Genomic DNA, 18,801 nt, shown 5'->3' with positions numbered 1-18,801 from the left:
GGCCGAAGGCGTTCGGGCAAGAAGAAAGGGGCAGCGGCCGTTAGACGGCGGGTGCCCCTTTAAGTCTGGACTGAGGCTACCACGTGATCGCTGCCGCGCGAGTTCCGTCCTGTGTGCTCCGTTAGGGTGCTGCGATGGCCTCCGCTCCTGCATCCGATCCGTACGCCCGGCACGTGCTGGCCCGCATGTCGGACTTCTTCACCGACGAGGGCACACCGTGGGCGCGCCGCCTGTGGGACATAGGTTCGGTCCTGGCCCTCGAGGAACTCTTCGAGGCCGGGTACTGGCAGGCCCACGGGGTGCTGTCGCAGACCGCGTGCGACTGGCAGCGTATCCAGCTCAACGCCCTGATCGGACCCGACCGAGGCCTCGGCGACAAGGACCTGCGCAAAGTGCTCACCGGTCTGCTGAAGAACGCCCTGCCGGATCCCAGCCCCGCGCGCCGCCGCCTCAAGGAGATCATCGGGCACGTCCGGGCCGGCTATCTGGAGCGGTGGGCGGTGGCGGTCAATGTTCCGGTCGAGAAGAGGGTCAAGCCGGAGCGGTACTCCCGCACGGTGGCCTCTCACCTCCTTGACCTGGGCTACAGCGCCAGTTTCCTCAAGACCTGGGCCAAAGATCTCTACGACGCGCGCGCCACCACGGCGGATATAGCGGACAGCGCCGCCGCGCTTGCGGGGACGCCGGCCCGTGCGTACGAGGTGCTGGTGGCACTGGAGAAAGTGCCGCGCCGGGATCTCGCCGAACCGCTGGAGCACTGGTACGACAAGGGCAAGGTCATCGCCTGGCTGCGTGAACACGGCCACGACACTGCGGGTGTCCGGCCCGGAGGCGGGTTCGTCTACCGGTTCACGGCTCTGGACGCCTTCAGCGCCGCCGAGCAGGCTCGGCAGATGGTGGAGCGGATGACTGCCCGCTCCCAGTTTCTGCGCAAGGACCGCGGAGGGGTGGAGCCCCTCCCCTATATCTGGGTCGCTGGACACCCGGGGGCTATCCCGCTCGCTCCCCCGGCTCGGGGTGCCGACGTCCTGACGCTGGTCAACGAGGGACACCTCTACCAGGTCGCCGGTACCCGCAGCCGGATTGACGACGCACTGGAGCTCGCGGCCGTGGTCAACCGCGGTCCGATGGCTCCGGCCGTCGCGGGTGCCTGGGCGGCCGTCGAATCGCTGCTGACGCACCCGGACGATCCCAAAGGGGAGAACGAGCGGTCCGGGAAAGCCGTGGCGGCCGACCGTATGGCGGCCATCATCGCCTGCTCGTGGCCCCGGGCCGAGCTCACCGCCCTCGCTCACCGTCACAACCCCCGCACCCAGGATGATCTCGGCCGGAGCATCGTGGACTGCACCACGAACCAGGAGCGCGCCCGTCTGGTCGCCGCTGCGCTGCACGCGGGCGGCGCCTCCGCTCTGGACTTCACCCGGGCCTCCACGAAGTACAGCGACCGCCCCGCCGCCCAGCGCATGGCCGACCTGGTCCAGGATCCCCGCCCGGTGCTGGGCGACGTCGTCGGCGCTTTCCGGATCGCGCTACGACGCCTGTACCGCACCCGGAACATCATCCTGCACGGCGGCGCCACACAGGGCGTGGCCTTGGAAGCCTCGCTGCGCACCGCCGCTCCGCTGGTCGGCGCGGGCCTGGACCGCATCGTGCACGCCGCGTATGCCGAAGACCTCGACCCGCTCGACCTCGCCGCCCGGGCCGACGTCGCTCTCCAACTGGTCAACGGCGAAACCGGGCTCTCCGTCGTCGACCTCCTGGAACCCGTCTGACGGCAAGCCACCGACGGACTTCATCTATCTGCAGGTCTTCGGCTCAGATTCTGGCCGATCCCGCGTTGATCCCGCCGGATTCCCCGAGGGACGGCTAGGGCGTGTGCCGAAAGTGGATCAAGGTGGTGGTTGAGGAATCGCGGCGGGGAGCAATTGTCAAATGTTGTCTACCCAGGCGAGGCCGGTCACCGGTCTCGCCTGCGGTGCTCTCCGGGGGTACGCAGGTGTCACTCGGCGGGTGTCGGAGCCCGGTTGAAGAGCCGTCCGGCCAGGTCCGCCCCGATGATGGCGCCGTCGGTGTCGCGGGTGAGGAAACCGCGCTGGCCGATCAAGCCGCCGCCGGTGACGATGTACTCGTCGCCGCTTCCGGGGAGCAGGCCGAGCCCGGCCGGCGGCAGGTCCGGCGGCAGCTCCCTCTCGGACGCTGTGCGGATCTCCGGCTTGATCCTGCATTCAACCGTCATCGTGTCACCGTCGGTGTCGATGATCAGCGTCATGAATTCGTTCTCGTAGTGCCCGATGATCTCCTGAGCGCGCTGCGGGTCGTACGGGAGCGGCTCGGGGTCGCCCTCGACTATGCCGAGGTAGTGCTCGATTGCCCAGCGGAGCACGGCCTGATTGAACTCCAGCCCGCTGTCGGGCCCGGCGTTGGACACCGCCACGACGGCGAACTCGCGCTCCGGAACCAGCAGCAGATTGGCGAACTGGCCATTGGTCGATCCGCCGTGCCCGACGGTGCGCACACCGTCCACGTCGCGCAGGAACCAGCCGAGGCCGACGGCGTCACCGAGCGTGGAGCCGTGCAGCTCCACCGTCGGCTCCTGCATTCGCCGCGCCAGGTCACCGCCGCCGAGGTGGAACCGGGCCCAGCGCAGCTGGTCGGAGACCGAGGACACCAGGCCGCCGCCCGGGTTGTTGCCGCGCGTGTCCTTCCATGTCCGGGCGACCTTGAGCGCCCCTTCCCTGAAGTTGTGGCCCACGGCGAACCGGCGGGTGATGGCCTGTCCGGCGGTGAAGACGCTGTTGGCCAGGCCCATCTGATCCAGGACGAGTGAGGTGACAGCGGCCTCGAAGGTCTCGCCGGTGACGTTCTCGATGACCCGGCCGAGCAGGTTGTAGCCGAGCTGGCTGTAGGAGGCACGGCCGCCGACCGGGCCGATCAGCGTCACCTCGGCCATCTTGGCCACCTCGCCGGCCAGCGCGTCGTCTCCGTCTCCGCTGTCGAAGACCATCCGGGTGTCCAGCCCGGCGGTGTGGTTGAGCAGGTTCAAGATGGTGATCTGCGCGGCCGCGCCCTCGTCGGGGAGCCGGAGTTCGGGAACGTAGCGGCGGACCGGCGCCTCCAGCTCGACCCGCCCCGCCTCGACCAGGCGCATGATCGCGGTCGCCGTGTAGGTCTTGGTGACCGAGCCCAGCACGAACAGCGTGTCCCGGTCGACGGGCAGCGGGTTGTCGAGGCTCGTCACGCCGTGACAGGCGATCAGCTCCCGTCCGTCCACCCAGACCCCCACCGCTGCGCCTGGGATGTCGAACTCCTTGGCCGTCGCCTCGACGAACTCAGCCAGCGCATCGCGTGACATCTCGTTTCCCCCTCGGTCAGTGTGGTTCGCGCACGTCCCCAGATGCCCACCGGGCGTCGCAGCGACTTGCACTTTGTTCAAGTGAAGGCTAGCGAACCACTTGAACGCAGTGCAAGAGATTTCTTGAACGCCGTGCAAGTCGACAGCTATCGTGAATCCATGCCCCGCAACACGCTGACCCGCGAACAGATCCTCACTGCTGCTATCGCCCTGCTGGACGCCGAAGGGCTGGAGGGCCTGAATATGCGGGCACTGGGTCAGCGGCTGGGCTCGGCGGCCACCGCGGTCTACTGGCACGTGGGCAGCAAGGACAACCTCATCGCCCTCGCCGGCGACCAACTGTGGCACGAAATAACGCTGCCCGACCCCGACCTGGTCGACTGGCGCACGGCAGCCACCACCATGGCCACCGACCTGCATGCGATGCTGACCCGCCACCCGTGGCTGCTGCAGGCCTTCGGCTCCTTCCTCATGTTCGGCCCCGGCAAGGCCCGCCACGACGACCACCTCCTGGCCGTCTACGAAGCCGCGGGATTCGCCGGCCCCGCAGCCGACCAGGCCGCGTCCGCCGTTTTCACCTTCGTCCTCGGCAACGCCCTCGGCCCAGCCGCAGCAGCCTCACTCACCCGCAGACTGCGGCGCGAAGGCAGCAGCAACGCCGAACAGGCCATCGGCGAAGCCCAGGCCGAAGCCCGCGAGACTGCCGCACAGTTCCCTCGGCTGCGCGCCCGCCTGGACACCCACAGTGCCGACTACGGCGCGGCGCCCGACAACACCTTCCAGTTCGGCCTCCAGACCATCCTCGACGGGCTGGAAGCGCTGCAACGCGGGCCTGCTCGGTGACCATCACACGATCATTGGGGAAGGTACGCCCTCCGCGTCCCACCCAGGGCTGATCCACAAGCCCTGAGCATTGCTCCGCGACGGGATGAGGGGATCGCGCCCCGATCCGGCTTACCTGCACCCCATCCGACGGGCCGGGCTCCCGATCTGGCACAAAGTGCCTGATCGCGCAGGGGGTGCGGGTGTTATCGTCCCTGGCATGGCTGAACTGATCGCTCCCACGGGACGGCTGCATTCCTCGTGGCTCACGGCCCGTGACGAGTGGCAGCCTGGTGCTCACCAGGACGGGGCTGGCCTGCGTCTGGTTGGTGACGATGACCTCGACAGCCCGGAAGGGTTCGCCTCATGGGTCGAGCGGCTGCGACAGCAATCGGACCGGGCGCTGCCTGTCGGGGAAGGGCGCGTCCACGCTACGCACTGGTGGATCGTCGAGGGCGAGACGTACCTTGGGGCCATCGACCTTCGGCACTATCTGAACGCCTTTTTGTTGGAAGGCGGCGGAAACATCGGCTACAGCGTTCGGCCTTCTGCCAGGAGACGCGGACTGGCCTCATGGGCGCTGGGAGCGGTTCTGCTCAAGGCGCCGGCGTTCGGTCTGGACCGGGTCCTTCTCACCTGTGATGATGGCAACGTCGGCTCGGCGCGCACCATCGAAAGCAACGGCGGCGTCCTCGAAGATGTGCGCAGCACCGAAACCGGGGTCAAGCGCCGCTACTGGATCACTCTCGACGACACGGGTCACAGCCATTCATTGATGGCTGCGACGAGGACGGTCGCCTCGTAGCGGACCGCGAGCTCGTCGTACCTCGTGGCCACGGCGCGGTGTCTTTTGAGGCGATTGATGCCGCACTCGACCGCGTGTCTCGCCTTGTAGTCCTCCGGGTCGAACCTCGGCGGACGGCCGCCGAGCGAGCCGCGCTTCTTGCGGTTGCGGGCTTGGTCAACCTTGTCCGGGATGGTGCAGCGGATACCGCGTCGCCGCAGGTAGGCGCGGTTCTTCCGGGAGGCGTACGCCTTGTCCGCGCGCACCCGCCTCGGCCGGGTGCGCGGCCTGCCGGACCCCAGGCGGGGCACCCTGATGCGGCCCAGGACGGCCTCGAACTGCGGGGAGTCCCCGCGCTGCCCGGCGGTGATCACGATGGACATGGGTTTCTGTCCCTGCTCGACGCCCAGGTGCACCTTGGTGGTCAGCCCGCCGCGCGAGCGTCCGAGCCCGTGGTCGTCCGGCTCGACGGCGACGCCGCCTGGCGGCTCCTTCTGAAGGGCCCCCCTTTACGCGCCCCGGCGGCGTGCTGGTGGGCCCGCACGATCGTAGAGTCGACGTTGATGTCCCAGGTGATCAGGTCCTTCGCATCCGCCCGGGTCTGGAGGGCGGTGAAGATCTGGTGCCACGTTCCGTCCCGTTGCCAGCGGCGGAGTGAGTGAGAGGTCGTACACCCGACCCCACGGCCCGTACTCGGCGGGCACGTCCCGCCACGGGACGCCGGTGCGGACCCTGAATCGTATGCCGTCGATCAGTTGCCGCCGGGTCCATATCGGCGGTCGGCCGGGCTTCTTGCCCCTCGGCAACAGCAGCTCCAGCATCGCCCATTGTTCGTCCGTCAGATCTCCACGCGCCACGAACCAAGATCATCTCACGGCCGAGATCTACTTTCGGCACACGCCCTAGAAGCCGACACGGCCGATCGTGGCCGACCACTCGCAGCAACCGCGCATCGGCCCGGAACGTCCCAGCGGTCATGACGACTACCGGCACACCGCCCCTCTCGTCCGCGCCGACCTGGCTGCACTGCGCACGCGGTGCGGACCCGGCCAGCGACCCGGTCGGCTGCCGTGGCCGTCAGGTGGAGCCGTACGGCGCGTGCCTGGCTCATCTCACGAACGCAGATCGGACCACTTACCTCAGCGCGCTGGCGCCTGGTAGTGACCTCGACCACCGCGGCACTCAGATATCTGAGGGTCTGCTGCAGCAACTCCTGGACGCGCTCCGTGATCCCGCTACTGGACGGCCCTGCCTCGGCAATGTCCGTTTTGATGGGGCGACGTTTTCTGGCGAGGCCTCGTTCGGCGGGGTAACGTTCAGCGGTCACGCCGAGTTCCGCGAAGCAACGTTCACCGGTCGCGTCATCTTCGGCGGGGTGACGTTCGGCAGCGATGCCTGGTTCGGAAAGACAACCTTCACCGACGACGCCTGGTTCGTCAGGGCGACATTCACGGGACGCGCCGAGTTCAACGGAGCCACGTTCCACCGCGACGGTTGGTTCACAAATGCCGCCTTTGAGTCGACATCGGAATTCGGCCCTCTGATCTGCGCAGGGTTTGTGCAACTGTCCGGGGCCGTGTTCGACGGTCCGGTAACCATTGCGATCGCGGCGACAACGCTGGGATGCAGGCGAACGCGATGGGCCTCGACCGCCGCACTACGGCTGAGATACGCCACTGTCGACCTGAGCGACGCGGTATTCGAGTACCCGCTAAGCATCATCGCTCGGAGCGCTCCCTTCACTGATTGGTCCGGAGGAGTGTTTGCAGAAGAGCTTCTGGCCGGCAGTGATGCAGGTGTGCGTATGGCGTCCCTGCGGGGAGCGGACGCAGCGCACTTGGTGCTCCAAGACGTGGACCTCAGCACCTGCCTGCTGTCCGGCACGGTGCACCTTGACCAGCTGCGGCTGGAAGGGGAATGCCCTCTCGAGTCCGCTCCGTCTGGCCTGCGACGGCGGGCGCTGCGTGTGGTGCGATGGACCGCACGGCGAACGCTGGCCGAGGAGCAGCACTGGCGTGCCGCCCAGGGACGGTCCGAGTGGACGGCTGCTCCGGCCGGGGTGGAGGTGGTGGGTCCAGCTCAGCTGGCGCCGATCTACCGGCAGCTGCGGAAGTCCTTTGAGGACAGCAAGAACGAGCCGGACGCGGCGGATTTCTACTACGGCGAGATGGAGATGCGCCGCCACGACCGCCAACGGCCCCGCGCCGAGCATGCGCTGCTGGCCCTGTACTGGGCAGTGTCCGGGTACGGTCTGCGGGCGTCGCGGGCACTGGCCTGGCTGCTCGGTGCCATGGCTGCCACGGTGCTGGTCATGATGCTGTGGGGGCTTCCGGCGGACGACCCGAAGTCCGTCACCACTGGACGGCTGACCGGGCAGGACATCTCACTGACCACTGACAAGCCCGACCCGGTCAACCCCACCGGCTCCCTCTCTTCCCGGCTCAGCTCCGAACGCTGGGAGAACTCTGTGAGGATTGTGGTGAACTCGGTCGTCTTCCGCTCTTCGGGCGAGGACCTCACCACTGCCGGCAGCTACATCGAGATGGCCTCCCGGCTGACCGAACCGGTACTGCTCGGCCTCGCCGTCCTGGCCATCCGTGGCCGGGTCAAACGATGAACAGCACCCCAGCATTACGTCACCCCTCAGGCCTTCATTTCGCCCCTACTCTCCACGGCAGGCAGGCGCGGGAGGACGACGCTCAGCGTGTCCCCTTGTCGTGCTCAGACGGCGGGGCACAGCCGGCACACCTTGAAGTTCTGGCCGTCCTTCAGCCCTGCCGGCTTGCGGACCCACGCCTGGGGCCACAAACCAGGAGCGCGCCCGCACGGTCGCCAAAGTGCCGTTCGCGGCCGGAGCCTCAATTCTGGACTTCACGGAGCGACCAGAAAGCACGGCATTGGCTGGTCGTTCAGTGACTTACATGTGCTGCTCCAGCCACCAGAATCCGAGGCCGACGACGCCGGTGCCGAAGCCGTAGCAGGCACCGCGCAGCAGGTACGTGGCGGCGTCGCGGCGTCGCTGCCGGGCCCACCGGTACACCCGTGTGCCCCGGGTCCTGATATCAGGCGGTGTGGCCGTGCCGGGGATGGGGGGTTTACGCTTCATGGCAGAGCAGCTCCTGTTCTGAGGGGTTTGCGCAGTGAAGAGCCTGTCGGGTGATCGGTGGCCTACGAACCGGTTGATCGCCCGGTGGGCTCTTCCGCGTTGGCGGGTCTAGTGCTGATTGGCGTAGTCCTGCAAGCGGTCGGCGAGTTCGCGTTCGGGCAGGACCAGGACGTCGCCGGTCTCCCGGGTGGCGAGGCGTTCGACTTCCGCTGTCAGGCTTTGCCGTAAGGCTGGTGCGGTTGCGCAGTTGCGGTGGACGTAGCCGGCGAACAGCTCGACGACTTCGAGGAAAGCGTCGTCGGGGCCGTCGTCCTCCTTCTGCAGCTGTCGGCGCCAGTGGTCGGCTTCTTTGAGTTCGCCGAGTTCGAGATGGTGCAGGTGCAGGCAGTAGGTGGCGGTGCGGTGGCTGGCGCCGGCGGCCAGCTGCCACCAGAACGAGGCGCTTTCCGGGTGTCCGGCGAGGTAGAGCATGCAGGCGAACACGTGGGCTCCGTCGACGTCCAGGTCGGCCTGTGGGGTGTGGTGTTCGGTGGGGCCGTTGGCACCGATCTCCTCGGCCAGGCGTTCGACGTGGTCCGCTGCCTGGGGCTGGTTGAGGACCCATCGGGCGATCACGGACAGCTGGTGACGGGCACGGGGCTCCGGGGGCGTGTCAGATTCGGTGGGTGTGGCCCGCCGGGTGCGCTGCCGTGGGGCGCTGCGGCCCCGCGGGACGTAGCCGGCCTCTTCGGCCAGGCGGCGCAGTCCCGCGCCGACGTCGAAGGGGCGGCGGGTTTGCTTCAGGGTCTTTCCTGCTGCGTTGAGGAGTTCTTCGACACGGCTCATGCCTGGTCGCCTTCCTTTTTGAGGTACGAAGAGACAGCCTGTTGGAGACGGTCCTTCGCCTTGCGGCAGTGGTAGTCGACGGTGCTCGTGGTCACGCCCATGTACCAGCTGATCTTCTTGGTGTCGCACAGCAGGACGTGGCGCAGGACGATGGCGTCGAACTGGCGCGGGGGGAGGCTGCAGATCGCCTTGTACAGGCCGATGTCGCTGTCCAGGAGGGCCAGCTTCTTACGAAACCCCTCGATCGCCTGCGAAATGACGACCCGTCGCAGGATCGACCAGGCCTGCTGCTGGAGGTTGCTCTCCTCCAGCAGGGCGTCCCAGTGCCGCAGGATCTCCAGGAAGGCCCGGTGCGCCGCCTCTTCGGCGGCGTCGTTGGTGCCGAGGTAGAGCAGGGCGTAGGCGTGGAACGCCTCCTGGGTGGCCAGGTACAGCGCCTCGAACTCCAGGGGCAGCGGGAGTACCGCCTCGGCAGCGTGGCTGCCGTCCTCCGCGCGCACGTCTTCGGTCATGAGTCCTCTTCGTTGAGGCTGAAGGGGAGGGCGGAGGTGACGTCTGGTCCGCCCGCTGACGAGGACTACTCAAGCGGGCCGGTCCGGCAAAAACGCATGCGTTTGGCATCGAAAATCACTCAGGGAGCATCACCGGGTGCATTACGTGATCAACTGAGGGGTGCTCATATGCCGTGAACTGCCCTTTTAAGAGCGTGCATCTCCGGCGTGCGCCCCGCGCAATGCGCCCCCTGTGATGCAGGTCACTAGCCTGGCCGGGCGGAAGTGTCAGGCTCGCCTGTACGAACGGCCGCACATCTACTCGAATCGACTGCCCGGCAGCGGCGGAGCTCACTGCGCCGGGAGGCTACCTGCGCGTTAACAACGGCCAAAACGCATCACCTCGTACCGAACGAGGCACGGGCGGGAGCCCGAGGCCCGTTGAGGGCCGGTCCGGCGGCGCCGCCCCGCCTCGGCCTCCGAAACGGTGCAGGCGACGTGCGGTGCGGGCGGAGGAACACTCCGCGCCGTACGGAGAACATCCGCCGGAGCCGTTCAGGACGAGTCACGAAGAGCGGTCGCCTCTCAACGCGGAGCTGTGTGGGGCCTCGCCGGACGACTGTTCCCACGGGCAACCGGTGCGGCACCCGGGCACGCCGCCCATCTTGTCGGCCACACCGGGCCGATCGACGACGTGGCCTTCAGCTCCGGTCACACCCTCGCGAGCGCGAGCGACGACCACACCATTCGAATGTGGATCTGGCGGCTGTGCGCCGCGACCGTGTCCGCCGACAGCGTTTGCCGATCCGGCCGTTGATGTCAGTGCTGGCTGGGAGGATCACCGGCATGACGCCGTTGCTTCTCACCGATATTGAACGAGCCGTTCGCAGCAGCTGGAGTGCCGAGACATGCACGCCTGAGTTCCGATCGCGCTGGAGCCCGGACAACCCGGCTCGGGACCAGTGCGGTGTCACTGCCATGGTGCTCAATGACCTGCTGGGAGGCGAGCTGATCCGGGGAGAGGTCCACGTCAACGGAGAGCGTGTGGACTACCACTGGTGGAACCGCCTGGGCATAGGCATTGAGATCGACCTCACCCACGAGCAGTTCGGGCCGGAGGAGTCTGTCGCCGGAGGCGTTGTCATTCCGCGACCGCCCGTGACCGAATGGCGCAGGCTTCGTGAGGAGTACGAGCTTCTCCGCGACCGTGTCATGGAGAAGCTTAACCGGCGGCAGACGGGAATCTCTGGCGATACGTCTTGTCAGTCGGCTTGAGCCTGTCCGCCGGGCCCGGGTGCTGGCGAGGCGGTAGGAGTCGCTGCCGGTCTCGATGATGTTGCCGCCGAAGGACGCAGCCCCGCCACCAGGCTGCAGATCGGATCGAGCCTCGCAGCATGCGCCCCGAGGATACGCTGCTCGGGCACGCACTGCGCCTGCACCAGGCCCTGCCCTGACCGTGCGACGGGATGTGCCCCGGCAGTAGGCCTGGGCACATCTGCATCTATAAGTCGCCTCGCTGCCACCGTTCGTATTCGTCGGCGAGCAGCACCTCGTCAACAGTGCGGTGCCGTACGGACTCGATCCAGGCCGCGAGGAGGCCGGCGAAGGCCTCCGCGTTCTTGGTCGACACCTGGCCGTCGACTGCGAACAACGCCAGGAGTTCGGCGGCGGCCTGGTCCTTGTGGTCGCAGGCCGGGCACAGTGCGGCTTCCTTCCGGCTGGCGATGTCCTCGCCACGGCCGTTTGTCCAGGAATGCTGGTAGCGAGTGAGGAGCAGTGTGCGCTTTCCGCAACGAGGGCACAGCGGTGTCTCTTCGATCTTGAAGAGGATCGACTCCCCCTCCGGTTTCTTGCCGATCAGGCGACTCCTTGCCATGCGTCCTGCCCGAAGGAGCCTTTGATGTCGGAGGCGATCGTCGTGGCGTTCACCAGTGACTGGAGCTGGTACACGATCGTCTTCTGCGGGCCTCGTACGGCCAGGCGCACCGGGTTCTCCCCCGGGTGGGCGCCCATGATTCGCTTCAGCTCTTTCATGGAGGGCTCGTTGATGCGGTGGTAGGGCAGTGTGAGCTGCACCGGGGCCGCACCTGCCCGCTCCGCCGAGGACACGTCGAGCACCTGCAGTTCCTGGCCGAAGATGGAGATCGCGCCGTCCCGGTCGTTGATGCGGCCCTGCACCGAGACGACGGCGTCCTCGACGAGGGCGCCGACCACAAGCTGGTAGGTCGCCGGGAAGAAGAGGGCTTCGATCGTGCCGTCGCGGTCCGCCAAGTTCACGATCGCCCAGGCATTGCCCTGCTTGGTCATCTTCGGCTGGACACTGGTGATCAGACCGGAGAGGCGGACCACTCCCTCCGTACGGCCGGAGGAGACCAGGTCGACGATCGTGGTGTCACGGTTGTCGGAGAGGATGTGCTCGGTGCCGTCCAGCGGGTGCGCGGAGACGTACATGCCGAGCATCTCCCGCTCGGTGGCAAGGAGGTGCTTGCGCGGCCACTCGTCCTCGCTGATCTCAACGGTGATGCCGAGATTGCCGTCGCCGTCGCTGCTGTCTGCGCCCATGCCGGCGAACAGGTCGTCCTGGCCGTAGGCCGCAGCCTTCTTCAGCGGCACGACGGCGTCAACGGCCATCTCGTGCGCGGCCGACAGACCCTTGCGGGTGTGCCCGAGGGAGTCGAACGCGCCGGCCTTGATGAGGGATTCAATGGCACGCTTGTTCAGCGCGGGCAGATCGACCTTGTCGAGGAAGTCCAGGAAAGAGGAGAACTTCCCCTTCGACTTGCGGGCGTCGATGATCGCCTCGATGACGTTCTCTCCGACGTTGCGCACCGACAGCAGGCCGAAGCGCACGTCGTCACCGACGGCCGCGAACTCGGCCAGCGACTCGTTCACGTCCGGCGGGAGGACCGTGACACCCAGTTTGCGGGCATCTGCGAGGTAGACGCCCGCCTTGTCCTTGTCGTCGCCGACAGAGGTCAGCAGCGCGGCCATGTACTCGGCCGGGTAGTTCGCCTTGAGGTAGGCGGTCCAGTAGGAGACCAGCCCGTACCCGGCGGTGTGCGACTTGTTGAAGGCGTAGCCGGAGAACGGGAGCATGACGTCCCAGATCGCCTTGGTGGCCTCTTCCGAGTAGCCCTTGCCGGTCATGCCGGCATGGAAGTTCTTCCACTCGGCCGCCAGCACTTCGGGCTTCTTCTTGCCCATCGCGCGGCGCAGCATGTCGGCGCCGCCGAGCGTGTACCCGGCCAGGGTCCGGGCGATGGCCATGATCTGCTCTTGGAAGATGAGCAGGTGGTGCGTGGAGCCCAGGATCGGGTCGAGGACTTCCTTGAGCTCCGGGTGGATGGGGTCCGGGTCCTGCTTGCCGTTCTGGCGCAGCGCATAGTTGGTGTGCGCGTTAGCGGCCATCGGGCCCGGCCGGTACAGGGCGAGCGCGGCCGCGATGTCCTCGAATCGGGACGGCTCCATCAGCTTGAGCAGGGCGCGCATGCCGCCTCCGTCGAGCTGGAACACGCCGAACGTGTCGCCGCGGCCGAGGAGTTCGAAGGTCTTCTTGTCGTCGAGCGGGATGACGGTGACGCTGTCGTCACCGTTGCCCGGGTCGACGGTGGCGAGCTTGACGCCGCGGTTGTCGCGGATGTTCTTCAGGGCGTGGTCGATGACGCCCAGGTTTCGCAGGCCCAGGAAGTCCATCTTGACCAGCCCCATGTTTTCGCAACTGGGGTAGTCGAAGCCGGTGATCTTGACGCCGTCCTTGGCGCGCATGTGCAGCGGGATGCGCTCGGTCAGCTTCGTCTTGGACAGGATGACCGCGGCCGCGTGCACGCCGGTGCCCCGGGTCAGGCCCTCGACACCCTTGGCGGTGTCGATGACCTTCTTCACGTCCGGCTCGTTCTCGTACATCTGCCGGATCTCACCCGCCTCGCCGTAGCGGGGGTGCTCCGGGTCGAAGATGCCGTCGAGCGGGATCGACTTGCCCATGATGTCCGGCGGGAGCGCCTTGGTGATCCGCTCACCGTGTGAGAACGGGTAGCCGAGGATGCGGGACGAGTCCTTGATCGCGTTCTTGGCCTTGATCTTGCCGAACGTGTTCACCATGGCCGTGTACTCGTCGCCGTACTTCTCGGTGACGTAGCGCACCATGGTGTCGCGCTGACGGTCGTCGAAGTCGAGGTCGACATCCGGCGGGTTGATGCGCTCGGGGTTCAGGAACCGCTCGAACAGCAGGCCGTGCTCTATCGGGCACAGCTCGGTGATCCGGGTCGCGTACGCGACGATCGAGCCGGTGGCCGAACCACGGCCAGGGCCGACCGGGATTCCGTTGTCGCGGGCGTACTGGCAGATGTCGGCGACCACGAGGAAGTACGAGGAGAACCCCATGGGGCCGATGACCGACATCTCGGTCTCGAAGCGCTCCATGACCTCGGCCGGGATCGGGTCGCCGTAGCGCTTGGCGAGGCCCTTGAGGCACTCCTTGCGCAGCCAGGACTCCTGGGTCTCCCCCTCCGGCACGTCAGGGTACTGCGGCATCTCGTCGACGTTCTCGAACACACCGTCGTACGACTCGATGCGCTCGGCGATCAGCAGCGTGTTGTCGCACGCCTCCGGCAGCTCCGCGAACAACTCCCGCATCTCGGCCGCGGTCTTGAGATAGTAGCCGCTGCCCTGGAAGCGGAACCGCTTCTCGTCGGCCTTGTTCTTGCCGACGCCGATGCACAGCAGGTTGTCGTGCGCGTCGGCCTGGTCCTCGTGGATGTAGTGCGCATCGTTGGTGGCCAGGAGCGGGATGTTCAGCTCCTTAGCCAGGCGCAGCAGACCATCACGGACCTCCCGCTCGATGGACAGCCCGTGATCCATCAGCTCCAGGAAATAGTTCTCACGGCCGAAGATGTCCTGGTAGGCGGTGGCGACCTCGCGGGCCTCGTCGTACTGGTTCAGGCGAAGGCGGGTCTGGATCGCGCCGGAGGGGCAGCCGGTCGTGGCGATGATGCCCTCGGAGTGCTCGTTGATCAGCTCCATGTCCATGCGCGGCTTGCCCGCGGGGAACTGGCCCGTGTAGGACGCCTCGGTCGACAGGTAGAAGAGGTTCTTCAGCCCCTGGACGTTCTGCGCCCACATCGTCATATGGGTGAAGCGCCCTCCGCCGGAGACGTCCTTCGAGCCCTCGCCGTCATCCGACATCGCACGCTGCCCACCGGGACCCCAGAACTCCTGCTTGCGATTCCGGCGCGATGAGGGAGCGACGTACGCCTCGATCCCGATGATCGGCTTGACATTCTCGAAGCCTTGAGACACCTGATGGAACTCGTACGCACCGAACATGTTGCCGTGGTCGCTCATGGCCACGGCCGGCATGCCCTGACGGGCCACCTCGGCGAACATCGGCTTCAGCTTCTGCGCGCCGTCGAGCATCGAATACTCGGTGTGATTGTGCAGGTGAACAAAGCTGTCATCCACGGGCGGGCACCTCCGCAGGCGGTCGTGGGAAGCCGCCACCCTATCCCTCAGACGAAGATCGAACTCGCTTCCCGTGCCCCTGCTCACCTGCCCCGACAGAGCTGAAGCCAGTGACTTGCCTCATTGCACAGAGGTATCGGAAGACCTCATGTCGTGTCGCCTCGCGCGTGTCTCGGCTGCGTCCTGGGCCGGCACAGCTGTTCGTGTTCACGCCGTGCCCGTCAGCGGTGCAGCGCCTCCAACTGCTGCGGCACATGGGAGGCCACCTGGTGCTCCCGCCCCGTCCGCGGAACGGTTCCCCGCCCTGGTGCTGTGGTGATCGGCGGTGTGGCGTGAGGACTGTTACGACGCCGCGCACGCTGACGAGCGTGCCGGCCTAGCCTCACCTCCGCCCAGAGGGTGTGCGGGGCGTAGGCGGCGCCGTCAGAGCGGCGGGCTCCCAGTACGCTCACGCCGCCGACACCAGCAGCGCTGTCTGGCCTGCCCCCGCGCCGATCGGAAGTCGCGAGACGGCGCCCAACTCTGGGATGAAACAAGGACCTTCGGAAAGACTTGGTCAGGGCAAGGTAAGGATCGCGCAGGTCGCCTCTTGTTCATCCCACGGCTCTACACGCATAGACCCGGGTGGTGGTGTCATGCCGTCAGCCGCCCGGCACCCCACTGGCCGGGCCGATCCTGCGGGAGAACCCCACATGCGCCGCATCACTGCCACCACCTGCGCCCTGGCCCTCGCGGCCGCCAGCCTGATCGCCGCCTCGGCCGGCACCGCCCAGACATCGACCTGCTCCCACGCCTACCTGCCGCTGCCCGACTCCTCCTGCACGCCCGGCGCCTACAACCCGGACGTCACCCAGTCGAACATCCAGAGCACCATCTGCGTGTCCGGCTGGACCGCCACCGTCCGCCCCCCGACGTCCTACACCAACCCCCTCAAGGACCAGGGCATCACCGACTACGGCTACTCCGACACCAACATGGCCGACTACGAGGAAGACCACCTCGTCCCCCTCGAACTCGGCGGCGCGCCCCGCGACCCCGGCAACCTGTGGCCCGAGCCCTACTCCGGCTCCCAGACCGCGCACTCCAAGGACGGAGTGGAGACGAAGCTGAAGAACGCCGTCTGCGCGGGCACCATCACCCTGTCCTCCGCCCGCAGCGCGATCAAGAACAACTGGACCACGGCCCTGCAGGTCACGGGAATCGGCTGACCCTTCCAACCGCCGGGACGTCCAGGCCACGCCCGCTGGATGTCCCGGCACCACATGCCGAGTTCGCATGCTCGCCCCGCGAAGCGAACTACGGGCTGAGCACTGCATGAGGAGTCCGATCCCCGACCTCAACACCGCCTGATCCGTAGACCTCACGAGCACATGGGCAAAGCGCCGCCCGGCCACCGCCGCCCCCCGAACCTGCCGCCCAGACGTGCGCACCGGTCACCATCGTCCTCGCTCATCGAATCAGGCCGGGCCGTCGCCCGGGCTGGTCAGCTCAGGCCCAGCTTGGACAGGGCGGTGGTCCAGTCGGTGACGATGGCCTGCTGCGCGTCCGCGAGGGTGACCTTGCCGGAGCAGACGGCGGTGTGCAGTTTCGTCTCCACCGGGTCCTTCTTGTTGTTGATGCCGCCGCCCGGCTTGTGGCCCGGGTCGGCCGGCTCGACCCACAGGTTGCGGGCGTCGTTCGGGTCACCGCCAAGCTGCAGACTGATCAGGTGGTCGTACTCGGCGTCTCCGAGGCTGCCCTTGTAGCCGTACGAGGCGGCGTTCGCCTGCTTCTCTTTGCGGGTGATTGCCTCCGGCGGCCGGATGTTCTTGGTGTAGCCGCCCTTCCGGCAGATCGTCGTGGCCAGGTTCGCCTGCGTCACCGCCGGAGAGACTGCACCCGGAGTGCATGCCAGGTCCTCGAGGGGCTCGCCGTGCTCGTACCGGTAGTGACAGCTGCCCGCGGGCGGCTGCTGCTGCACCGTGTACGTCGCCTGAGGCCCCGCCCCCACCGGAATCTTCACCGATCCTGCAAGTCCAGCACTCCCCGACGGCCCCTGCGCCGACGCTCCGCCCTTCCCCGAGGTGTCCGACGCGGACTGCGAACCCGATGAACAGCCCGCCAGCAGCAGACAGGAGAGCAGCACCGGAGGCACCGCACGACGGACAGAACCCATGACGACCCCTCACTAACGAGCGACAACTGGGCCCATGCTCCCCCACACGGACGCCCTCCCACCGCTCACCGCCCGGCGCACAGGTGCGCGACCGGTGACCCGGACGCGCGCGCCCCGCTGCGCGGCGCTGCTGGAGGGGTTCGCGGCACGCCAGCGGTCAGGAGCTCGCACTCCGTTCGTGGCCAGCGCGGCGCTCGCCTCCCGTCCCGGCGTACCGCACGCGCGGTACGCGGACGCTTCGCCTTCTGGCCGACGGTGTTGTCCCGGCCTGCTCCAGTTCACCCGCGAACGAGACGCCACTTCGGAGTGGACAGAGTGGGCCTATTCGGCGGGTTCGGCGATCAGTGCTGTACCGATCTTGCGGAAGCCGAGTCGGGCGTAGATCTGCGCGACGTCATCGTCACCTGCCGACAGGAAGACGGTTTCCGCTCCCCGCGACCGGGCGTCGGCCACCAGTGCCGCGGTGACTGCGAGTGCGAGACCGCGACGGCGAGCTGCGGGAAGCGTTCCGACGCCGACGATCTCACTGACTCCTGCGAGCGGTTGGTGCTGGCCCGCGGACAGGGCCGACCCGAGTTCGACAGCTGCGGCGACCACCGCCAGACCTGCCCGGATACGCATGATCGCGCGTTCCACCGATCCGTCGGCGACACAGGCGTCGACCGCTTCCGCCAATTGCGGTGTTCCCGCGAGACCGACGTGGGTTCCAGGCTCGGCAAAGGCGAGGTGAGGAACTGCCAGGGCGCTGAACAGTATCGGATCGTCCGCGCCTACGCTGACCACCAGAAACGGTGCCGAGGTCGCCGACACCCTCAAGTACTTCTCCGAACGGATCCCCGCCACCTTCGTCTACGCCGGTATCGGCATCGAGCACAGCAACCTGTTATCCGGCACCCGCGGAGCGCAGATCGCCGGACGCTTCACCCTCATCCCCACCCATCCATTCCCCTACAACACCGAGTGGAAGGGGCTGGTAGCCACCATGGAGCAGACACTGCTGCTGCGGCATCACAGCCAGGGGGCCCTCACCAAGCTGGATCGCTACCTACACGATCGGACCGGCGGGATGATCGGCGCCCTGTCCCACCAGGTCCGCGGAGCGGCCGTGGACGCGATCCTCAGCGGCACAGAAAAGATCACCAAGAAGGACCTCACAGCAGTCCCGCTCGACTACAGCGCCCAACAGTCAGCCTCTGGACACCGAGGATGACCGATACCGACATACCCGAGCGGCTGACAATCCTTCCAGTACGCGTGCGGCCAGTCCTGGGAGAGACAGTTGACTCCTACGTCCACCGACTGGCCCTGGCCAACCACCTCAGCCCCAGCTACCTGCCCGGCTTTCTCAACGGTCCGCCCTTCTGGCAAGGGGGTAAACCGCGGCTCGACCGACTGGCGATCCTGGCCGGGTACTCCAAAGTGCACCTCGCACGATCCCTCGTGGACCCGACGAGCCTGCTGGTCAAGGTCCGGCCCGCCGGCCACGATGAAAACGAAGATACCCAAGCACAGCTGTTCCTCCAGATCCGACGCCTCGCAGAGGGACGAGGGCTCCCGCTACGCAAAGTGGCGGCACGCTTTAACGTCTCCCGAGCAACAGTCCGACACGCCCTCAACGCGCCAGAGCCGTCCCCGGAGAATGTGATCCGGCGCCGACCTCCCACGGTCATCGAACCGATCAAAGTCCTGATCGATCCCATGATCGACGCCGGTCGGGGGTTCCCCCCGAGAAGTGGACACCGGTTTGTATGCTTATGCGGCAAGTGTGAGTGTAGCTGAGTGTCGGGCCTCGTAGGCGACGGGGCTGAG

Annotated in this window: 15 protein-coding genes and 2 pseudogenes; 8 read left to right on the top strand and 9 right to left on the bottom strand. The window is 67.2% G+C overall.

Going from position 1 to position 18,801, the window contains the following annotated elements; all coding sequences use genetic code 11:
- Positions 1–134 precede the first annotated feature (134 nt).
- A complete protein-coding gene (locus tag ACFYX0_RS35180) occupies positions 135–1,772 on the top strand; it encodes an integrase (protein ID WP_355923145.1) in 1,638 nt (545 codons plus the stop codon).
- A gap of 227 nt (positions 1,773–1,999) precedes the next feature.
- Here the strand turns inward: ACFYX0_RS35180 and ACFYX0_RS35175 are convergent, their stop codons facing one another.
- Positions 2,000–3,352, bottom strand: coding sequence for a serine hydrolase domain-containing protein (locus tag ACFYX0_RS35175; protein WP_388976663.1), 1,353 nt, complete (start codon positions 3,350–3,352; stop codon positions 2,000–2,002).
- 159 nt (positions 3,353–3,511) lie between these two features.
- Here ACFYX0_RS35175 and ACFYX0_RS35170 point away from each other — a divergent pair, with 159 nt between their 5' ends.
- Both ACFYX0_RS35170 and ACFYX0_RS35165 read left to right on the top strand, forming a co-directional pair.
- The gene (locus ACFYX0_RS35170) at positions 3,512–4,195 is read left to right on the top strand and encodes a TetR/AcrR family transcriptional regulator (RefSeq protein ID WP_388976660.1); all 684 of its coding nucleotides are present in this window, start codon (positions 3,512–3,514) and stop codon (positions 4,193–4,195) included.
- A gap of 199 nt (positions 4,196–4,394) precedes the next feature.
- On the top strand, positions 4,395–4,979 hold the full coding sequence (locus tag ACFYX0_RS35165) for a GNAT family N-acetyltransferase (protein WP_355923139.1): 585 nt from the start codon (positions 4,395–4,397) through the stop codon (positions 4,977–4,979).
- On the opposite strand, the pseudogene ACFYX0_RS35160 reads toward ACFYX0_RS35165, so the two are convergent.
- Positions 4,934–5,815: pseudogene (locus tag ACFYX0_RS35160) on the bottom strand (IS5 family transposase). The gene ACFYX0_RS35165 and the pseudogene ACFYX0_RS35160 overlap by 46 nt on opposite strands.
- Positions 5,816–5,934: 119 nt before the next feature.
- Between ACFYX0_RS35160 and ACFYX0_RS35155 the strand changes: the two are divergent.
- Positions 5,935–7,575, top strand: a complete 1,641-nt coding sequence (locus ACFYX0_RS35155; protein ID WP_388976658.1) for a pentapeptide repeat-containing protein — start codon at positions 5,935–5,937, stop codon at positions 7,573–7,575.
- 300 nt (positions 7,576–7,875) lie between these two features.
- Here the strand turns inward: ACFYX0_RS35155 and ACFYX0_RS35150 are convergent, their stop codons facing one another.
- The 3 genes from ACFYX0_RS35150 to ACFYX0_RS35140 all read right to left on the bottom strand — a co-directional run bounded on the left by ACFYX0_RS35150 (position 7,876) and on the right by ACFYX0_RS35140 (position 9,401).
- Positions 7,876–8,064: a hypothetical protein gene (locus ACFYX0_RS35150; protein ID WP_355924066.1), complete on the bottom strand. Its 189-nt coding sequence runs from the start codon at positions 8,062–8,064 to the stop codon at positions 7,876–7,878.
- A gap of 108 nt (positions 8,065–8,172) precedes the next feature.
- Positions 8,173–8,889 carry a hypothetical protein gene (locus ACFYX0_RS35145; protein WP_388976656.1) on the bottom strand — a complete coding sequence of 239 codons (717 nt, stop codon included), beginning with the start codon at positions 8,887–8,889 and terminating at the stop codon, positions 8,173–8,175.
- The gene (locus tag ACFYX0_RS35140; RefSeq protein ID WP_355924062.1) at positions 8,886–9,401 is read right to left on the bottom strand and encodes a sigma-70 family RNA polymerase sigma factor; all 516 of its coding nucleotides are present in this window, start codon (positions 9,399–9,401) and stop codon (positions 8,886–8,888) included. Before ACFYX0_RS35140 ends, ACFYX0_RS35145 begins: the two co-directional genes overlap by 4 nt.
- Before the next feature lie 466 nt (positions 9,402–9,867).
- Between ACFYX0_RS35140 and ACFYX0_RS35135 the strand changes: the two genes are divergently transcribed.
- Together ACFYX0_RS35135 and ACFYX0_RS35130 are read left to right on the top strand one after the other, a co-directional pair.
- The gene (locus tag ACFYX0_RS35135) at positions 9,868–10,197 is read left to right on the top strand and encodes a WD40 repeat domain-containing protein (protein ID WP_355924060.1); all 330 of its coding nucleotides are present in this window, start codon (positions 9,868–9,870) and stop codon (positions 10,195–10,197) included.
- A gap of 29 nt (positions 10,198–10,226) precedes the next feature.
- On the top strand, positions 10,227–10,655 hold the full coding sequence (locus tag ACFYX0_RS35130; RefSeq protein WP_388976653.1) for a hypothetical protein: 429 nt from the start codon (positions 10,227–10,229) through the stop codon (positions 10,653–10,655).
- 226 nt (positions 10,656–10,881) lie between these two features.
- Here ACFYX0_RS35130 and ACFYX0_RS35125 read toward each other — a convergent pair whose 3' ends face one another.
- Together ACFYX0_RS35125 and dnaE are read right to left on the bottom strand one after the other, a co-directional pair.
- Complete coding sequence (locus ACFYX0_RS35125; protein WP_355924057.1) at positions 10,882–11,256, bottom strand: DUF6300 family protein; 375 nt, start codon at positions 11,254–11,256, stop codon at positions 10,882–10,884.
- A complete protein-coding gene (gene dnaE / locus ACFYX0_RS35120) occupies positions 11,238–14,837 on the bottom strand; it encodes a DNA polymerase III subunit alpha (RefSeq protein ID WP_388976651.1) in 3,600 nt (1,199 codons plus the stop codon). Before dnaE ends, ACFYX0_RS35125 begins: the two co-directional genes overlap by 19 nt.
- A gap of 692 nt (positions 14,838–15,529) precedes the next feature.
- On the opposite strand from dnaE, the gene ACFYX0_RS35115 reads away from it, so the two are divergent.
- A complete protein-coding gene (locus ACFYX0_RS35115) occupies positions 15,530–16,045 on the top strand; it encodes a hypothetical protein (protein ID WP_388976648.1) in 516 nt (171 codons plus the stop codon).
- 275 nt (positions 16,046–16,320) lie between these two features.
- Here the strand turns inward: ACFYX0_RS35115 and ACFYX0_RS35110 are convergent, their stop codons facing one another.
- Positions 16,321–16,992, bottom strand: coding sequence for a hypothetical protein (locus ACFYX0_RS35110; protein WP_355924051.1), 672 nt, complete (start codon positions 16,990–16,992; stop codon positions 16,321–16,323).
- Between the two features lie 321 nt (positions 16,993–17,313).
- Positions 17,314–17,613 carry a GNAT family N-acetyltransferase gene (locus tag ACFYX0_RS35105; RefSeq protein ID WP_388976724.1) on the bottom strand — a complete coding sequence of 100 codons (300 nt, stop codon included), beginning with the start codon at positions 17,611–17,613 and terminating at the stop codon, positions 17,314–17,316.
- Between the two features lie 151 nt (positions 17,614–17,764).
- On the opposite strand from ACFYX0_RS35105, the pseudogene ACFYX0_RS35100 reads away from it, so the two are divergent.
- A pseudogene (locus tag ACFYX0_RS35100) lies at positions 17,765–18,202 on the top strand (ATP/GTP-binding protein); the annotation flags it as partial.
- Positions 18,203–18,801 lie beyond the last annotated feature (599 nt).

It is taken from the genome of Streptomyces sp. NPDC002573, assembly GCF_042889625.1.
In the GTDB taxonomy this organism is placed as follows: domain Bacteria; phylum Actinomycetota; class Actinomycetes; order Streptomycetales; family Streptomycetaceae; genus Streptomyces; species Streptomyces gibsoniae.
Note: the sequence above shows the minus strand (reverse complement) of the source record. Positions and strands in the feature narration are given on the sequence as shown.